11 protein-coding genes are annotated in these 16,133 nt (G+C 58.7%); 3 read left to right on the plus strand and 8 right to left on the minus strand.

From position 1 onward, the window contains the following. Window positions 1–14: 14 nt before the first annotated feature. The 3 genes from ACQZ45_RS16380 (at window position 15) to ACQZ45_RS16390 (ending at window position 6,964) form a co-directional block, all read left to right on the plus strand. Window positions 15–4,175: a translocation/assembly module TamB domain-containing protein gene (locus tag ACQZ45_RS16380; protein WP_113291856.1), complete on the plus strand. Its 4,161-nt coding sequence runs from the start codon at window positions 15–17 to the stop codon at window positions 4,173–4,175. Between the two features lie 167 nt (window positions 4,176–4,342). After that, the gene (locus ACQZ45_RS16385) at window positions 4,343–4,819 is read left to right on the plus strand and encodes a chemotaxis protein CheW (protein WP_003504949.1); all 477 of its coding nucleotides are present in this window, start codon (window positions 4,343–4,345) and stop codon (window positions 4,817–4,819) included. Window positions 4,820–5,191: 372 nt separating this feature from the next. Then, on the plus strand, window positions 5,192–6,964 hold the full coding sequence (locus ACQZ45_RS16390; RefSeq protein WP_035252390.1) for a methyl-accepting chemotaxis protein: 1,773 nt from the start codon (window positions 5,192–5,194) through the stop codon (window positions 6,962–6,964). Between the two features lie 43 nt (window positions 6,965–7,007). Here the strand turns inward: ACQZ45_RS16390 and fdhD are convergent, their stop codons facing one another. The 8 genes from fdhD to ACQZ45_RS16430 all read right to left on the minus strand — a co-directional run bounded on the left by fdhD (window position 7,008) and on the right by ACQZ45_RS16430 (window position 16,061). After that, the gene (gene fdhD, locus ACQZ45_RS16395; RefSeq protein ID WP_003516752.1) at window positions 7,008–7,823 is read right to left on the minus strand and encodes a formate dehydrogenase accessory sulfurtransferase FdhD; all 816 of its coding nucleotides are present in this window, start codon (window positions 7,821–7,823) and stop codon (window positions 7,008–7,010) included. A gap of 275 nt (window positions 7,824–8,098) precedes the next feature. Continuing rightward, a complete protein-coding gene (locus ACQZ45_RS16400) occupies window positions 8,099–8,509 on the minus strand; it encodes a F0F1 ATP synthase subunit epsilon (protein ID WP_003516751.1) in 411 nt (136 codons plus the stop codon). Window positions 8,510–8,636: 127 nt separating this feature from the next. Next, complete coding sequence (atpD, locus tag ACQZ45_RS16405; protein ID WP_003516750.1) at window positions 8,637–10,091, minus strand: F0F1 ATP synthase subunit beta; 1,455 nt, start codon at window positions 10,089–10,091, stop codon at window positions 8,637–8,639. Window positions 10,092–10,114: 23 nt separating this feature from the next. Continuing rightward, complete coding sequence (locus ACQZ45_RS16410; RefSeq protein WP_003516748.1) at window positions 10,115–10,993, minus strand: F0F1 ATP synthase subunit gamma; 879 nt, start codon at window positions 10,991–10,993, stop codon at window positions 10,115–10,117. Between the two features lie 30 nt (window positions 10,994–11,023). Further along, window positions 11,024–12,553, minus strand: a complete 1,530-nt coding sequence (gene atpA, locus ACQZ45_RS16415) for a F0F1 ATP synthase subunit alpha (protein WP_003516747.1) — start codon at window positions 12,551–12,553, stop codon at window positions 11,024–11,026. Beyond that, entirely contained in the window at window positions 12,553–13,119 is a 567-nt protein-coding gene (locus tag ACQZ45_RS16420; RefSeq protein WP_448742380.1) for a F0F1 ATP synthase subunit delta, read from the minus strand. The genes atpA and ACQZ45_RS16420 overlap by 1 nt, the downstream gene beginning before the upstream one ends. 261 nt (window positions 13,120–13,380) lie before the next feature. After that, on the minus strand, window positions 13,381–13,767 hold the full coding sequence (locus ACQZ45_RS16425; RefSeq protein WP_113291854.1) for an AGROH133_08824 family phage infection protein: 387 nt from the start codon (window positions 13,765–13,767) through the stop codon (window positions 13,381–13,383). A 77-nt stretch (window positions 13,768–13,844) separates the two neighbouring features. After that, window positions 13,845–16,061 carry a primosomal protein N' gene (locus tag ACQZ45_RS16430; protein ID WP_113291882.1) on the minus strand — a complete coding sequence of 739 codons (2,217 nt, stop codon included), beginning with the start codon at window positions 16,059–16,061 and terminating at the stop codon, window positions 13,845–13,847. Window positions 16,062–16,133: the final 72 nt, after the last annotated feature.

Consider the following 16,133-nt stretch of genomic DNA (forward strand, 5'->3'; position numbering starts at 1 on the left):
GTAGATTACGCTTGATGACAACGTTGATTCGATTGCTGAAATGGCTGGGCTACGCTGCTCTTTGCGGCGTGGTGCTGGTGTTGCTTGCGGTTCTGTTCGTCGGTCTTACCCCGATGGGTGCAAGAATTGCCGCAAAGCAGATTTCATCGCTCGTTTCCACGCCCGACCAGACAATCGAAATCTCTCCACCCAGCGGTCTTTTGACCGGTCGCCTGCGGCTCGACAATGTCACCCTTTCGGATCGGCAGGGACCTTACGCCCGCGTGAACCAGATCGCCGTTGACTGGTCGCCGCTCTCGCTTCTTGCCGGAACCTTCCACGCCGACCGGGTGTCGGCCGGATCGATTGATGTCGATCGCAAACCGCTTCCCGCTGAGCAAACATCGACCAAAAGCTCCGGCAGTTCGTCCCTGCCGATTGAAATCGACATCGACAGTTTCGATTTCCCCGATATTAGCCTCGGACAATCCCTTCTTGGCCGCGACTTCGAGCTGACCGCCGAGGGCAATCTCAAGGCCGCGCAGGACGATATCAGGCTATCGCTCACCGCCCACCGGCAGAGCACGCCGGACGCTGCCATCAATGCGGACATCGCGTTTCTGCCGAATGAAAATGTCTTGAAGTTGAAAGCGGAGATGAAGGAGCCCGAGGGCGGGCTTCTGGCCACGCTGCTCTCGCTTCCGGGCACACCCGCCGTGGCGATCGATGTGAACGGTGAAGGTCCGCTTTCTGACTGGACCGGCACTCTGCGCGGCAACGTCGCCGGCAACCCCGTGCTCAACGTCACCGGCCACCATCTACTTGGAGACGACGGCACGCGGCGTATCGAGGTCGCAGGCGGCGGCCAGCCCGATCTGCTTCTGCCCCCCGCTTTCCGGCAGCTTTTTGCCGGCGAGACGAAACTTGATGCAAACGCCACGCTCTCACCACAGGGCCGCATCGAAATCGGCAGCAGCACGCTGGAAACCGGCACATTGCTGCTGACTGCCTCGGGCACCGTGGATCCGAACGGCCAGAACGATCTTAGTGCCAACCTCATCGGCACCGCCGGGCCAGTGGATTTCCGCTGGCCGCTGAACAATGGCGAGATCCAGGCCCTCATCAATGGCATTGATCTTTCCCTGAAGGGCAACGCTGATGCCGCTCATCTCAACACCACGGCATCGTTGCGCAGCCTTTCCCTGCCACAGGGTAGGCTTGATGATGTCAAGCTGACGGCCAGGAGCGGCAATCTCAACATTGCCGATCGCAGCGGCACCATCGACACCATTCTCTCCGTGGCACAATCGTCCTTCGTCAGCCCGGATATCGACCGGCTAGTGCGTGCGCCGGTCACCATCAAGGCGCCGGTCAGCCTCACCTCGTCGACCATCGGCTTTGACGGCGCGACGCTGGAGAGCGCCAGTGTCGGCGGAACGCTGAACGGCAGTTTCGACCTCGCCAACAATCGCCTGACATCCAGCGTGCAGCTCTTTGCGTTGCCCGCCACCCTGCCGCCAGCGCTGGCGGAAAAATTCGATACCACCATAGCTTTGCAGGGCGATATCGACCTGATCATTGGCGGGCGCACAAGCGTTCAGAACCTCGTGGTCAAATCCGGAACAATTGAAGCGACAGGTGATGTCAGTCTCGAAGACGACGCGTTGAGCGCCAATCTGACGGGCAAGTTTCCCGCTCTCGAAAAACTGACGCCACAGGCAAAGGGCGTTGCCGATTTTGCAATTGAAGCCAGCGGCGCGCTTGCCGCGCCCGACTTCAATGTCACCTTAAGCTCCGAAAGTGCCACTCTTGCCGGACGGAAGCTTGAAGCCCTGAAGGTCAATGCCGCAGGCAAGGCCGATCCGGCCGCACCGCAGGCAAAACTGACCGCCAGCGGCAGCCTCGACCGGCAGAAGATCGACGCCAACGCCAATGTGGTGCAGACAGAAAACGGCACGGCAATACCCGAGCTTCATGTGGCAGTGGGTCGCAACATCTTGAACGGCAAGCTGCAATTCTCGCAACAGTTCCTGCCATCTGGCAATCTGTCGTTCAATTTCCCGGACTTGGCCCTGCTGGCGGCACTTGCCGCGCAACAGGCAGATGGCGATATTGCCGGCGACATCGTACTCAGTAACGATAACGGCCGGATTGCCGCGACGATAAAGGCGAATGGCGGCAGTATCCGCCAGGGCACAACGGTTATTTCGAAGCTCGCTGCCGATATCTCCATTGACGACCTTCGGGCGCTCGCCATCAACGGCAAGGTCAGCGCCGACAGCGTCAATGCTGGCACCGCGGCGATTTCGGCGCTGAATGCGACCATTGGCCATTCCGGCACGACCACCAACTTCGATGTCAACGGACGCTACGACAATGCGCCGCTCGTGGTAAAGGGCAGTGCCAATACCGCAGGATCGCCGATGACCGTGCGGCTCGATGCCTTCTCGGCCGCCCCCAAGGGCATTGCCGTACGGCTTGAAAAGCCGAGTACAATTGCGATCGAGAACGGCACGGCCCGCATCTCCGGTCTGACTATCATCACCGGCGACGGGCGCGTCGAGGTAAACGGCACGGCGGGTTCGACACTCGACATCAACGCCAATATCCGCTCGCTTCCCGCGAACCTCGCAAATGCCTTCGCCACCGGGCTGGATGCGGCGGGGAGTATATCCGGAACGGTCAGCGCCAAGGGCACGGCTTCAGACCCGGCGGTCGATTATAATCTGAACTGGACGAATGCCGAGGTTGTCCAGACGCGTGCGGCAGGGCTTGCAGCGCTCGGCATCAAGGCAAACGGCCGTTTCGCCGGCGGCACCCTGCAGATCGATACGAATGTAACCGGTCAGGGCGGCATGTCGCTTTCGGGCGGCGGCTCCCTCGGCATTGCCGGTAACCGTCCGCTTTCCATGGCCTTTTCCGGGAGGTTGCCCTTCTCCGCCGTTGCCGCACAAACCGCAGCACAGGGCCTCGATGTGGACGGCACCGCCGCCATCGATGTGAAGATTTCCGGCAGCGCTTCCGCGCCTGTCGTTACCGGCAGCATCACCACCGATGGTACGCGCCTGACCGATGTGCGCCGTAACCTCACGGTCAACGGGCTGGCAGCAACGGTCACCTTCGATCGTGATCGCGCCGTCATATCCCGGCTGACGGGAAAGCTTGCTGGCGGTGGAACGATCTCGGGAACGGGTAGCGTCGGTATAACGGGCGGTTCGGGCTTTCCAGCCGACATCACGATCACGTTGGACCGCGCCGGTTACAATGATGGCACACTGGTGACGACAATCGTGAGCGGCACGCTGACACTGAAGGGTCCGCTTCTGAATTCGCCCGTGCTTGGCGGCAAGCTGACGCTGGACAGAAGCGCCATCACCATCCCGGAGAAACTTCCAGCCTCGCTGACGGAAATCGACGTCAAGCACAAGAACGCCCCGCCGCAGGTGCGGGCGCAGGTAAAGGCACTCGGCAACGATCAGGGCGGCAGTGGTAGTTCATCGACCATCAATCTCGATCTTCAGATAAACGCACCGAGCGGCATCTTCGTGCGCGGACGCGGCATCGACGCAGAACTGACCGGCAATCTGACCATTCGCGGTACGGCAGCTGTTCCCGTCATCTCCGGCGGTTTTGAAATGCGCCGTGGACGGCTCGAAATTCTCACCCGCCGTCTCGATTTCAATACGGGCAAGATAACCTTCGGCGGCGGCCTCGTGCCGGTTCTGGATATGGAGGCGCAGTCCACCGCTGGTTCCGCCACCATCACCGTTGCGGTTTCCGGCAATGCCAACGACCCGACATTCGCCTTCTCCTCAACCCCGGCTTTGCCGCAGGATGAGGTTATGGCACAGCTGATCTTCGGCCAATCCATGTCCAAGCTCTCGGCCTTGCAGATCGCGCGGCTGGCGGATGCGGCAGCCCAGCTTGCCGGTGGGCGCTCCACCTCGTTGTTCGACAAGCTCCGAAGCAATCTCGGTGTCGACGATCTCGACATCTCGACGGATTCGGAAGGCCAGGCCCGCGTTTCCGCCGGCAAATATCTCAACGAGCGAACCTATCTCGAACTGCAGCAAAGCGGCGATTCCGGCGCAAAGGCCATCATCAACCTCGATGTCGGGCGCGGCGTGAAGCTGCGCGGTGAAGCGGGCGGTAATGGCGAAGGTGCAGCCGGTATATTTTACGAGAAAGAATATTGAAGTCTTCGCATTTAGGTTTGCGAAACCATCTCATGCTACGAATCTTCCATTGAAGGCGGAAAATATTGTTTCCGGCTGTTCAGGCACCAGGCAGAACGCCAAATTCGCATATGCAAGTGTCGGTGCACTTGCGCTGGCCTCCACAGCGAGCATTGGGAAGAATTCTGATGGCAATGATAAACTCTACCAACTTTGGCGGCGAGACGCTCGAAATCATCGCATTCCGCCTGCATGATCAGGAATTCTGCGTGAAGACGACGACTATCCGCGAAATTCGCGGCTGGGCGCCTTCAACGCCCATTCCCCACGCGCCGAAAGACGTCATCGGCGTCATGAACCTGCGCGGTTCGGTTATTCCGATCATCGATCTCGCACACAAACTCGGAATGAAAAGCACCGTCGCAAATGAAAGAAGCGCCATCGTGGTGGCCGAAGTGCACAACATGGTCATCGGCATGCTCGTCGATCGCGTTTCGGACATTCTGACGATCCCGGCAAATCAGGTCCAGCCGGTTCCGGAAATCTCGGCCTCTTTCGACAAGTCCTACTCCGAAGGCATCATTGCCAACGAACATGGCATGATCTGCTTCCTGAACCTTGCAAAGATGTTCAAGGGAACCGAAGCGGAAGATCTCGCCGCCTGATCGTTGCAATTCCTTTGCATGACGGCCGGTTCGCGTTCTTAGGCAACCTAAGAACAAAGGCTCAAATACGAGACTATTGACCATTGAACCAAACCGCCGGAGCACCTGCCCGGCGGTTTTTGTTTTCATGACCGTCTCTTTTATTAAATAAGAACATTTTAATATTATAGATATCTAATATTAAAAGCCGACGAACAGTATCGCGCCTACATCACATCACGCGGGTTCCGATACCTGACCGAGGCTGACAAGTCGCAAGTGCCTGCATTGCTGCCTTTGGCGGCAGAACCTGTTCGTTGTTCAACATGATACGGCGCCGACCACACCTCCTGTGCGGCAGCGCGCGCCGAGGCCGCTATTTGGGGGACGTTAATGCTGGGGTTAGGGAAAAGCGCAGACAATCGAAATATGCTCGATGCGATATCCAGATCGCAGGCAGTCATAGAATTCGATCTTAAAGGCAATATTCTTACGGCAAACAGCAATTTCTGTGTGACGCTGGGCTATGATCTCGCAGAGATCGTCGGCAAGCATCATCGTATCTTCTGCGACCGGGAATTTGTCGCATCGCACGCATACCAGGAATTCTGGGAATCTCTTGCGCGCGGCGAATTTCAGGGCAAGGAATATCGCCGCATACGCAAGGATGGATCGACCATATGGATCGAGGCCTCCTACAACCCCGTCTTCAGGTCAGGCAAACCCTATAAGGTTGTCAAGATAGCGACCGACATCACAGCCAAGAAGATCAAGGCTGTAGAAGATGCTGGCAAACTCGAAGCGCTTTCACGCTCCCAGGCCACCATCGAATTTTTGCCGGATGGTACGATCATTACCGCCAATCCGAATTTCTGCGCCACTGTCAACTACGACCTCAAGGAAATCGAAGGCCGGCACCACCGTATGTTCTGCGATCCGGCCTATGCAGCATCGCCAGCCTATGCCAATTTCTGGCCGCGGCTGGCATCCGGAGAATTCATCTCAGACGAATTTGTTCGTTATGGAAAGAACGGCAAGGAGATATGGATCCAGGCCGCTTACAACCCGGTATTGGATGAGACAGGCAAGGTGGTGAAGGTTGTGAAATTCGCAACCGACGTGACGCCGCGTATGAGCGCCATCACCCTTCTCGCCGATGCCTTGCAGGCACTGGCCGAGGGTGACCTGGTGCAGCGCCTCGATAGCAGCTTCGTGCCCAGCATGGAGAAATTGCGCCAGGACTTCAACGGCGTGGTCGGCAAACTTCAGTCCACCATGCAGACGATCGCTCACAATGCCTCGACAATCGCATCCGGCTCGGGTGAAATCCGCATAGCCGCCGATCAGCTCTCGCAGCGAACCGAACAGCAGGCGGCCTCGCTGGAAGAAACAGCAGCGGCGCTGGAGCAAATCACCACCACCGTGACCGATGCGAGCCAGCGCGCCGGCGAGGCCGGGAAACTGGTGTTGCGCACGAGAGAACATGCCGAACATTCCGGTGAAGTCGTTCAGCAGGCAATTTCCGCTATGGACGCGATTTCGCGCTCCTCCGGTGAAATCACCAACATCATCGGCGTCATTGACGACATCGCATTCCAGACCAATCTTCTGGCGCTGAATGCCGGCGTGGAAGCTGCCCGTGCCGGTGAAGCGGGCAAGGGTTTCGCTGTGGTCGCCCAAGAGGTGCGGGAACTCGCGCAACGATCCGCCGTTGCTGCCAAGGAAATCAAGTCCCTCATCAACACCTCCCGCGAACAGGTCGCCAATGGCGTCGATCTGGTTGGCAGAACCGGCGGTGCGCTGCGGGATATTCAATCGCAAATGGGCGAAATCGATGCCAACGTCTCGGCCATCGTCGAGGCCTCGCGCGAACAGGCCAACGGTCTGAGAGAAATCAACCAAGCCGTCAACGTTATGGATCAGGCGACTCAGAAGAACGCCGCCATGGTGGAAGAAACCACTGCCGCCAGCCACGGCCTCGCCAATGAAGCGGACAACCTGCACGAATTGTTGCGGCAGTTTAGAATATCGCGCGAAGGACAGATATCATCCGCCCAGCAGATCAATAAAAGACCCGCTGCAATAACGAGGCTGACAGCACCACAGCCGCGATACGCAACGGCAAGGTCTCACGGAAATGCTGCGCCCGAATGGGCGGAGTTTTAGTATGCTTCGAACCCCGGATGCCAATGCCGACCGGCAACTGGCATTATAAAATAACACGGTCCGCACGGGTGAAGATTTCGAAGTCTTCACCCCGCACCAGCGCAACAAGCGTGATGCCCGCACTCTCGGCAGTTTCGATGGCAAGCGCGGTAGGAGCCGAAATTGCTGCCATAACCGGACTACCAAGGATCGCTGTCTTCTGAACCATCTCCACCGACAGGCGACTGGTGACGGCAACAATGCCTGTCTTGGCGGAAATACCGGCATTCACGACAGCACCGGCCAACTTGTCGAGCGCATTGTGGCGACCGACATCTTCGCGCACCGCAAGCAAACCATCTTGAGGACTATAAAAACCCGCACCGTGAACGGCTCTCGTTTCGCGGTTGAGGCTTTGTGCGTCGCTCAGTGCTTTCACCGCAGCAACGATGTCATCACCGTGGATCGACATTCTCACGCCGCTGAGATCGGGGACCACGCGAACCGCCTGTTCTATGGATTCGATCCCGCACAGACCGCAACCAACCGGACCTGCCATATGCCGCCGTCTCGCCCGCAGGGCATCGGCCTCGGCGTCCATCAGATCCACCTGGACATCATAGCCCTGCCCGGCTTCAATGACCTCTATCGCCCGGATTTCGGTGCGTGCCGAAATGATGCCCTCTGTCAGGCTGAAGCCGACGGCGAAATCGACAAGATCAGCGGGACTAGCCATCATCACGGCATGGGTGCTGCCGCCGTAAGAAAAGGCAACCGGCACCTCCTCCGGCACGGCGCGCTCACCCGTGCTAAGGACGCCCTGTCGCAGCGCGGATCTTGCGACCCTTCGATAACTGGCTTCTATCGACACGGCGATCATCCCTCCATGACAAGAAACATGACTTCTCGTCTGCTCTCGATCGACAACAGCGATGTTACTTTTCACCCTCATGTCTAGCCTATCGCCCTGAAAATCGGAATCGATTTCCGCAAACGTAATGAGCGGACCGAGGCGCTTCTACTGGAACGACAACTCAGATTTTCTGCCTGCTTAAGAAAACAGGCAGTGGCCGAGAACAAAAAAGCGACCGAAACGGCCGCTTTCTGTTTTGGGTATTGTGTGGACAGTCATTCTTTCGAACCCGCCCGGTGCTTTCAAGCGGCGACGAGAACCTCATGCAGGTTCGTCAGTTCGTAGAGATGCTTTTCAAGCTTGGTCAGATGTTCGTGGTGATGATTGCCTTCCTGGATTTCGGCCTTGGCCAAATCGATGCGCTTCTGCAGCGTGTCAGGGGACATATCGTCAGCCGAAACAGCGGATTCGGCGAGAAGCGTGCAACCTGTCGGAAGAATATCGGCAAAACCACCGAAAACGACGTATTTATGGGTTTCGCCAGAGGCGAATTTCACCGTCACCAGGCCCGGCTTGATCGTCGTCATGGTGGGCGCGTGATTGGCCAGAACCGTCATCTCACCCAGCGTAGCCGGAATGACGACTTCCGTAACCGTTTCGGAAACGAGCAGACGTTCCGGGGAAACGAGATCGAATTTGAAACTGTCAGCCATGGCTATTCACTTCTTTTCAATTACGCGGGCGTCACGGACTTTTATTAAAACGCCGGCAAAGCCGTTCCGGTTTCACCGTCATCGTCGGCAAGGCGCGTGGTCGAACCACGCGCCCGCCAATTCATAATCAGGCAGCTTCAGCAGTCAGCTTCTTTGCCTTTTCGATGGCTTCTTCCATCGAACCGACCATGTAGAAAGCTGCTTCCGGCAGGCTGTCGTATTCGCCGTTGACCAGGCCCTTGAAGCCCTTGATCGTGTCTTCGAGTGCGACGAGCTTGCCCGGAGAACCGGTGAAGACTTCGGCAACGAAGAACGGCTGCGACAGGAAGCGCTCGATCTTGCGGGCGCGGGCAACCGTCAGCTTGTCTTCTTCCGACAGTTCGTCCATGCCGAGGATGGCGATGATGTCCTGAAGGGACTTGTAGCGCTGCAGGGTCGACTGAACCTTACGGGCAACCTCGTAGTGTTCTTCACCGACGATCATCGGGTCAAGCATGCGCGAGGTGGAGTCGAGCGGGTCAACAGCCGGGTAAATACCCTTTTCTGCGATCGAACGCGACAGAACCGTCGTTGCGTCAAGGTGCGCGAACGACGTGGCCGGTGCAGGGTCGGTCAAGTCGTCGGCGGGAACGTAAATCGCCTGAACCGAGGTGATCGAACCCTTGTTCGTGGTGGTGATGCGCTCCTGCATCTGGCCCATGTCGGTTGCGAGCGTTGGCTGATAGCCCACAGCCGAAGGAATACGGCCGAGAAGAGCCGACACTTCCGAACCAGCCTGCGTGAAGCGGAAGATGTTGTCCACGAAGAACAGAACGTCCTGGCCTTCGTCGCGGAAGTTTTCAGCGATCGTCAGACCGGTCAGAGCGACGCGAGCGCGGGCGCCCGGCGGTTCGTTCATCTGGCCGTAAACGAGAGCTGCCTTGGAACCTTCGCCGCCGCCAAGCTTGTTGACGTTCGACTCGATCATTTCGTGATAGAGGTCGTTACCTTCGCGGGTACGCTCACCCACGCCGGCGAATACCGAGTAACCACCGTGCGCCTTGGCGACGTTGTTGATCAGTTCCATGATGAGAACCGTCTTGCCAACGCCAGCGCCGCCGAACAGGCCGATCTTGCCGCCCTTGGCGTAAGGAGCCAGAAGGTCAACGACCTTGATGCCGGTAACGAGGATCTGGCCTTCAGTCGACTGCTCGACGTAAGACGGTGCGTCCTGGTGGATGGCGCGCTTCTTGGCCGTTACGATCGGACCTGCTTCGTCAACCGGCTCACCGATGACGTTCATGATGCGGCCGAGCGTTTCCAGACCGACAGGAACCTCGATCGGGGCGCCCGTATCAGCGACGACCTGACCACGGACGAGACCTTCGGTCGAGTCCATGGCGATCGTGCGTACGACGTTTTCGCCGAGATGCTGAGCGACTTCCAGAACGAGGCGGTTGCCGTTGTTATCGGTTTCGAGCGCGTTGAGGATCGGAGGCAGTTCGCCTTCGAACGCCACGTCGACAACAGCGCCGATAACCTGGGTAACCTTGCCCGCGCCGTTCACCGCTGCGGTTTTCTTGGGGGTAGCTGCCTTAGCCATTATCCTTACCCTCTTTCCTTACCTCAGAGCGCTTCCGCGCCCGAAATGATTTCAATGAGTTCCTTGGTGATCTGAGCCTGACGCTGACGGTTGTAGGAAAGCGTCAGCTTGTTGATCATATCACCGGCATTGCGCGTTGCGTTGTCCATCGCGCTCATCTTGGCGCCCATTTCACCGGCAACGTTTTCGAGCAGAGCCCGGAAAACCTGAACCGAAATGTTGCGCGGAATAAGGTCTTCCAGAATAGAAGCCGCATCAGGCTCATATTCGTAGACGGCGCTCTGCGTTGCCTCAACCTCTTCCACAACAGGGACTGCGGCAGGAATAAGCTGCAGACCGGTCGGGATCTGGCTGATGACGGACTTGAATTCCGAGTAGATCAGCGTGCAGACGTCAAATTCACCCGCATTGAACAGGGAGATCACCTTCTTGGCGATCTGGTCGGCGTTTTCGAAACCGACCTTCTTCACTTCGCGCAGTTCGATGCGCTCGATGATATTAGCTGCGAATTCGCGACGAAGGCTGTCGTAACCCTTCTTGCCGACCGTGATGATCTTGACCGTTTTGCCTTCGGAAATCAGCTTGCGGGCTTGATCGCGGGCAAAACGGGAAATCTGCGAGTTGAAACCGCCGCAAAGACCACGTTCAGCGGTGCAGACAACGAGCAGATGCACGTTGTCCTTGCCGGTGCCGGTCATCAGCGCCGGAGCGACGTCCGCCTCTACCGCCTTGGCGATGTTGGCAAGAACGGCGCCCATGCGCTGAGAGTAAGGCCGGGCGGCCTCCGCAGCTTCCTGGGCGCGCCGAAGCTTCGCCGCGGCGACCATTTTCATCGCCTTGGTAATCTTCTGCGTCGCCTTTACGGAGGCAATGCGGTTTTTCAGATCCTTTAGTGAAGGCATCCGTTATCCGTCCGAGTAAAAGAGCCCTAATTACGAGAAAGACTTCGCGAAGCTATCGAGAGCGCCCTTGAGCTTGCTCTTGGTATCGTCGCTGATTGCCTTTTCCGTGCGGATGGTGTCGAGGATCGCCTTGCCTTCCGAGCGGAGGTAGGAGAGCAGACCCTGCTCGAACTTGCCGACCTGCGCGACCGGGATCTTGTCGAGATATCCGTTGACACCGGCGAAGATCACCGCGACCTGCTCTTCCGTCTTGAGCGGAGAGAACTGCGGCTGCTTCAGAAGCTCGGTCAGGCGGGCACCGCGGTTAAGCAGGCGCTGCGTGGAAGCGTCAAGGTCCGAGCCAAACTGGGCGAAGGCGGCCATTTCGCGATACTGGGCAAGTTCACCCTTGATCGAACCGGCGACCTGCTTCATCGCCTTGATCTGGGCCGCAGAGCCAACGCGCGAAACCGACAGGCCGACGTTAACGGCCGGACGGATACCCTGGTAGAACAGGTCGGTTTCAAGGAAGATCTGGCCGTCGGTGATCGAGATCACGTTGGTCGGAATGAACGCCGAAACGTCGTTGCCCTGGGTTTCGATGACAGGCAGAGCCGTCAGAGAGCCAGCACCCATTTCGTCGGAGAGCTTTGCAGCGCGCTCCAGAAGACGGGAGTGAAGGTAGAAGACGTCGCCCGGATAAGCTTCGCGGCCCGGAGGACGGCGCAGCAGAAGCGACATCTGACGGTAAGCAACGGCCTGCTTGGAAAGGTCGTCATAACCGATGAGGGCGTGCTTGCCGTTATCACGGAAGTATTCGCCCATGGCGCAACCGGCAAACGGTGCAAGGTACTGCATCGGAGCCGGGTCGGAAGCCGTGGCAGCAATGATGATCGAATACTGCAGGGCGCCGCGCTCTTCCAGAACCTTTACGAACTGGGCAACGGTCGAACGCTTCTGGCCGATAGCAACGTAGACGCAATAAAGCTTGTCGCCTTCCGGACCATTGTCGTGAATGGCCTTCTGGTTCAGGATCGCGTCGAGAATGATCGCGGTCTTGCCGGTCTGGCGGTCTCCGATGACGAGCTCGCGCTGGCCGCGGCCAACCGGGATGAGGGCGTCGATAGCCTTGAGGCCGGTCGACATCGGCTCATGAACCGACTTACGCGGAATGATGCCGGGAGCCTTGACGTCCACGCGCGAACGCTTGGCGGCATTGATCGGGCCTTTGCCGTCGATCGGGTTGCCAAGGGCGTCAACGACGCGGCCGAGCAGTTCCGGGCCAACCGGAACGTCAACGATAGCGCCAGTCCGCTTTACGGTGTCGCCTTCCTTGATGGCACGGTCGGAACCGAAGATAACCACACCGACGTTGTCGGCTTCGAGGTTGAGCGCCATGCCGCGAACGCCGCCAGGAAACTCGACCATTTCGCCGGCCTGAACATTGTCGAGACCATAGACGCGGGCGATACCGTCACCGACGGAAAGCACCTGACCGACTTCCGAGACTTCCGCCTCGTTGCCGAAATTTTTGATTTGATCTTTCAGAATTGCGGAAATTTCCGCGGCGCGGATATCCATCAGCCAACCTCTTTCAGTGCAAGCTTAAGGGTGGAAAGTTTGGTGCGAAGAGACGTATCGATCTGGCGAGAACCAACCTTGACGATCAGGCCACCGAGGATCGAAGGATCAACGGTAACGGAAACCGTCACATCCTTGCCGGTAACGCTCTTCAGCGCCGCCTTCAGTTCAGTTTCTTGCGCTTCGTCGAGCGCATGTGCCGAGGTGACCTCGGCGGTAATTTCGCCGCGATGGGCAGCAGCAATGGAGCGATAGGCGCGGATCATGCCGGGAACGGCAAACAGACGGCGGTTATTCGCAACGACCTTGAGGAAATTGACAGTAAGACCAGCAATACCGGCCTTCTCGCAGATTGCGGTGATTGCCTTGAACTGATCCTCGGCAGAAAACACCGGGCTCGCAACCAGACGCTTCAAATCGTCACTTCCATCGAGAAGTGCGCCGAACCTGTCCAGATCGGCTCCAACTGCCTCGACCGCACCCGCTTCCAAAGCAAGCTCGAAAAGCGACGATGCATACCTTTCGGCTACACCGGATGTTCCATGGGAGGTATCTGCCACGGGCACTTTTTCCCTGCTAATCGTCCAAGAACATCAGCGAGGGGGATCCTCCGCATCAAATTCTTGAAATCGTTTCAATTTCCCCGAAAAAGACCGGAATTCCCCCCTGCCTTTTCCCAATTTCGCGGTCCGTCTAGCATAGGACGCCGGGACTCGCAACACGCGTAATAGCGGAAAGCGCCGTTTGGGCAAGGGGGAATGCGTTTAAATTTTCCGATTCCGCCCAGGATGCGCCGCAGGTGCGGCACAAAAGCCAAAAAGCCCGTCTCAGACCAGTCCGAACACGTAGCTCAACGACAGTGCAGACAACAGAAGGTGTACAACCAGAAGTATGAAATTCCGCGCTGTTGCGCCTCCATCCGAGAGAATGGAGAGAATGCCGCCGAACACGCTGAGACCGAAAGCCGCACCGAAGGCGAGATAGACCATGGGCTGCGCCAGAAGCAGGGCGGAAGCACCGAGGCCGAGATAAAAACCGGCAAGCGACGAGCGCACAAGCGCGTAACCATCCCGGCGCTCGCCGATCGCCTGCAGACCGAAGGCACGCAGAGTAACGCCTGGTGCAAACATGAAAAAGAGGCCGATCACGACCGACACCACCGCAGCGCCGAAGGCCAGCTGCTCGCCGAATTCGGCGGGAAAATAAAACTCCATCTCGTTCCCCAAATCATTTTTGCCTGCTGCGTTATGACACGGTCATGACAGCGGGAAAACGTCCCCATTGATAAAGTTCAAAGGAAACTTTGCGGATCGATATCGAGCTGCACATGCACGCTGCCCCGTTCCTTCGGGCCATTGGCCAGAAGCGTTCGAAGGAAGGATTGCATGTCGGAATTGCGCCGCCCATGCACCAGCAGACGAAAACGGTGCCGGCCACGGATAAGCGCCAGCGGCGCTTCCGCCGGGCCGAGCAGCATGATGCCCGTAACCTGCGGTGCTGCTGCCCTTAAACCCCGCGCATGGGTTTCGGCCTCCGCACGCGTATCGGCGGAAACGATGATTGAGGCAAGCCGTCCGAAAGGCGGAAGAACGGCTTTTTCCCGCTCCACGATCTCCCTTTCGTAAAAGGCAGATGCATCGCCGGACACGATTGCCTGCATGACAGGGTGTTGCGGCTGGTAGGTTTGCAACAGGCCGTGGCTTTTCAGCCCGGTTCGCCCGGCGCGACCGGTCACCTGCGAGAGCAGCTGGAACGTTCGCTCCGCTGCGCGCGGATCGCCATTGGCAAGCCCGAGATCGGCGTCGACAATACCGACAAGCGTCATAAGGGGGAAGTTGTGCCCCTTGGCAACCAGCTGCGTGCCGATGACGATGTCCGCCTCTCCCTTGACGATCGCCTCCAGCTCCAGACGCAGCCGCTTGACGCCCATCAGGTCAGAGGAGAGCACGATGGTGCGGGCCTCGGGAAAATGTTTCTCCACCTCCTCCGCGATCCGCTCTACCCCCGGCCCGCAGGCCACCAGATGATCGAAGGTGCCGCATTCCGGGCAATGGTCCGGCGTCGGTTCGTTGTGACCGCACTGGTGGCATTGCAGTTGATTGCGGAACCGGTGCTCCACCAGCCAGCTCGAACATTGCGGGCACTGGAAACGGTGACCGCAGACCCGGCAGAGCGTCAGCGGCGCGTAACCGCGACGATTGAGAAAGAGCAGGGACTGCTCGCCCTTTTCGATGGTTTTGCCGATGCCGCGCAGGAGAACCGGCGAAAGAAACCCTCCCCTTTCCGGCGGATGGCGACGCATATCGATCAGATGCAGATCGGGCATCGCCGCATCGCCGAAGCGCGTATGCAGATGGATGGTATTATAGCGGCCAGAACTGCCGTTGACCTGGCTTTCCACTGACGGCGTGGCGGAGACCAGCACCACCGGGAAATCCCCGATCCGGGCTCTGACGACCGCCATGTCGCGGGCGTTGTAAAAGACGCGGTCTTCCTGCTTGTAGGCCGGGTCATGCTCCTCATCGACGATGATGAGGCCGAGATTGTCGAAGGGAAGGAACAGCGCCGAGCGCGCGCCGGCCACCACCTTCACCTCACCCGTCACCGCCTGTCGCCAGACCTTTTCGCGCATGCGCGGCGACAGGTCAGAATGCCATTCAGCCGGCTTGGCGCCGAAGCGGTCGTGAAAGCGATCCAGGAAGGCCGCGGTCAGCGCGATTTCCGGCAACAGGATGAGGACCTGCTTGCCTTGTCGCAGCGTTTCCGCCACCGCCTCGAAATAGACCTCGGTTTTGCCGGAGCCGGTCACACCATCAATCAGTGAAACATGGAAACCACCCTTGCGCACATCCTCGAGAATTTCCGATGCCGCCTGTTTCTGCGGGCCTTCCAGTCGCGGCTCGGCATAGTCAGGATCAGGCTCGGCCACAACGGGCGGCGCGGGCAGAAAAACCGTCTCGAATACGCCCTGCTTGACCAGACCATCGACAACGCTGGTAGAAACGCCGGCGGCATGGGCAAGGCCACTCTTCGTCCAGCCATGGACCTCGGCCGCCAGCTCCATCACTCTCTCGCGCGCGGGAGTAAGGCGCTCCGGCCTGCCTTCGGTCAGCCGCAGCCCCTCGATCATGGGTTCGGGATCGAAGGCGGCGGGCGCGCGTAGGGCCATGCGCGCCACAAGGCCGGGCGGAGAAAGCGTGTAAGCGGCAACCCAGTCGATGAAGCGCCGCATTTCCGCTTTCAGCGGCGGGCACTCGAAACTCTTGGTGATGGGCCGCAGCTTTTTCGGATCGACGCTCTTCTCTCCTGCATCGTCCCACACCACGCCGAAGACCTGCCGTGGTCCAAGCGGCACCTGAACGATGGAGCCGGTCTCCACCACCATATCGTCAGGCACGGCATAACTGTAGGGTCCCGGCGCCGGCATCGGCACGAGAACGGGCACCGTGCGCGTGAGCGACGGCGGGTCGAACAGAGCCCCAAACAGATCGGACGAATCTTTTGCCATGATGTGGCGAACATGCCCCGGCGGAATGAAAAAGGAAACCGCCCGGATGTAATGGCTGACCCCGGTAAAGTC

The organism is Agrobacterium sp. 16-2014-1-2a (assembly GCF_053522705.1).

Excerpts from the sequence above, each read along its gene's own strand:
- ACQZ45_RS16400 (WP_003516751.1), bottom strand. The coding sequence starts at position 8,509 with ATGGCTGACAGTTTCAAATTCGATCTCGTTTCCCCGGAACGTCTGCTC.
- atpA (WP_003516747.1), bottom strand. The coding sequence starts at position 12,553 with ATGGATATCCGCGCCGCGGAAATTTCCGCAATTCTGAAAGATCAAATC.
- atpD (WP_003516750.1), bottom strand. The coding sequence starts at position 10,091 with ATGGCTAAGGCAGCTACCCCCAAGAAAACCGCAGCGGTGAACGGCGCG.
- ACQZ45_RS16425 (WP_113291854.1), bottom strand. The coding sequence starts at position 13,767 with ATGGAGTTTTATTTTCCCGCCGAATTCGGCGAGCAGCTGGCCTTCGGC.
- ACQZ45_RS16390 (WP_035252390.1), top strand. The coding sequence starts at position 5,192 with ATGCTGGGGTTAGGGAAAAGCGCAGACAATCGAAATATGCTCGATGCG.
- ACQZ45_RS16410 (WP_003516748.1), bottom strand. The coding sequence starts at position 10,993 with ATGCCTTCACTAAAGGATCTGAAAAACCGCATTGCCTCCGTAAAGGCG.
- fdhD (WP_003516752.1), bottom strand. The coding sequence starts at position 7,823 with ATGATCGCCGTGTCGATAGAAGCCAGTTATCGAAGGGTCGCAAGATCC.
- ACQZ45_RS16380 (WP_113291856.1), top strand. The coding sequence starts at position 15 with ATGACAACGTTGATTCGATTGCTGAAATGGCTGGGCTACGCTGCTCTT.
- ACQZ45_RS16385 (WP_003504949.1), top strand. The coding sequence starts at position 4,343 with ATGGCAATGATAAACTCTACCAACTTTGGCGGCGAGACGCTCGAAATC.
- ACQZ45_RS16430 (WP_113291882.1), bottom strand. The coding sequence starts at position 16,061 with ATGGCAAAAGATTCGTCCGATCTGTTTGGGGCTCTGTTCGACCCGCCG.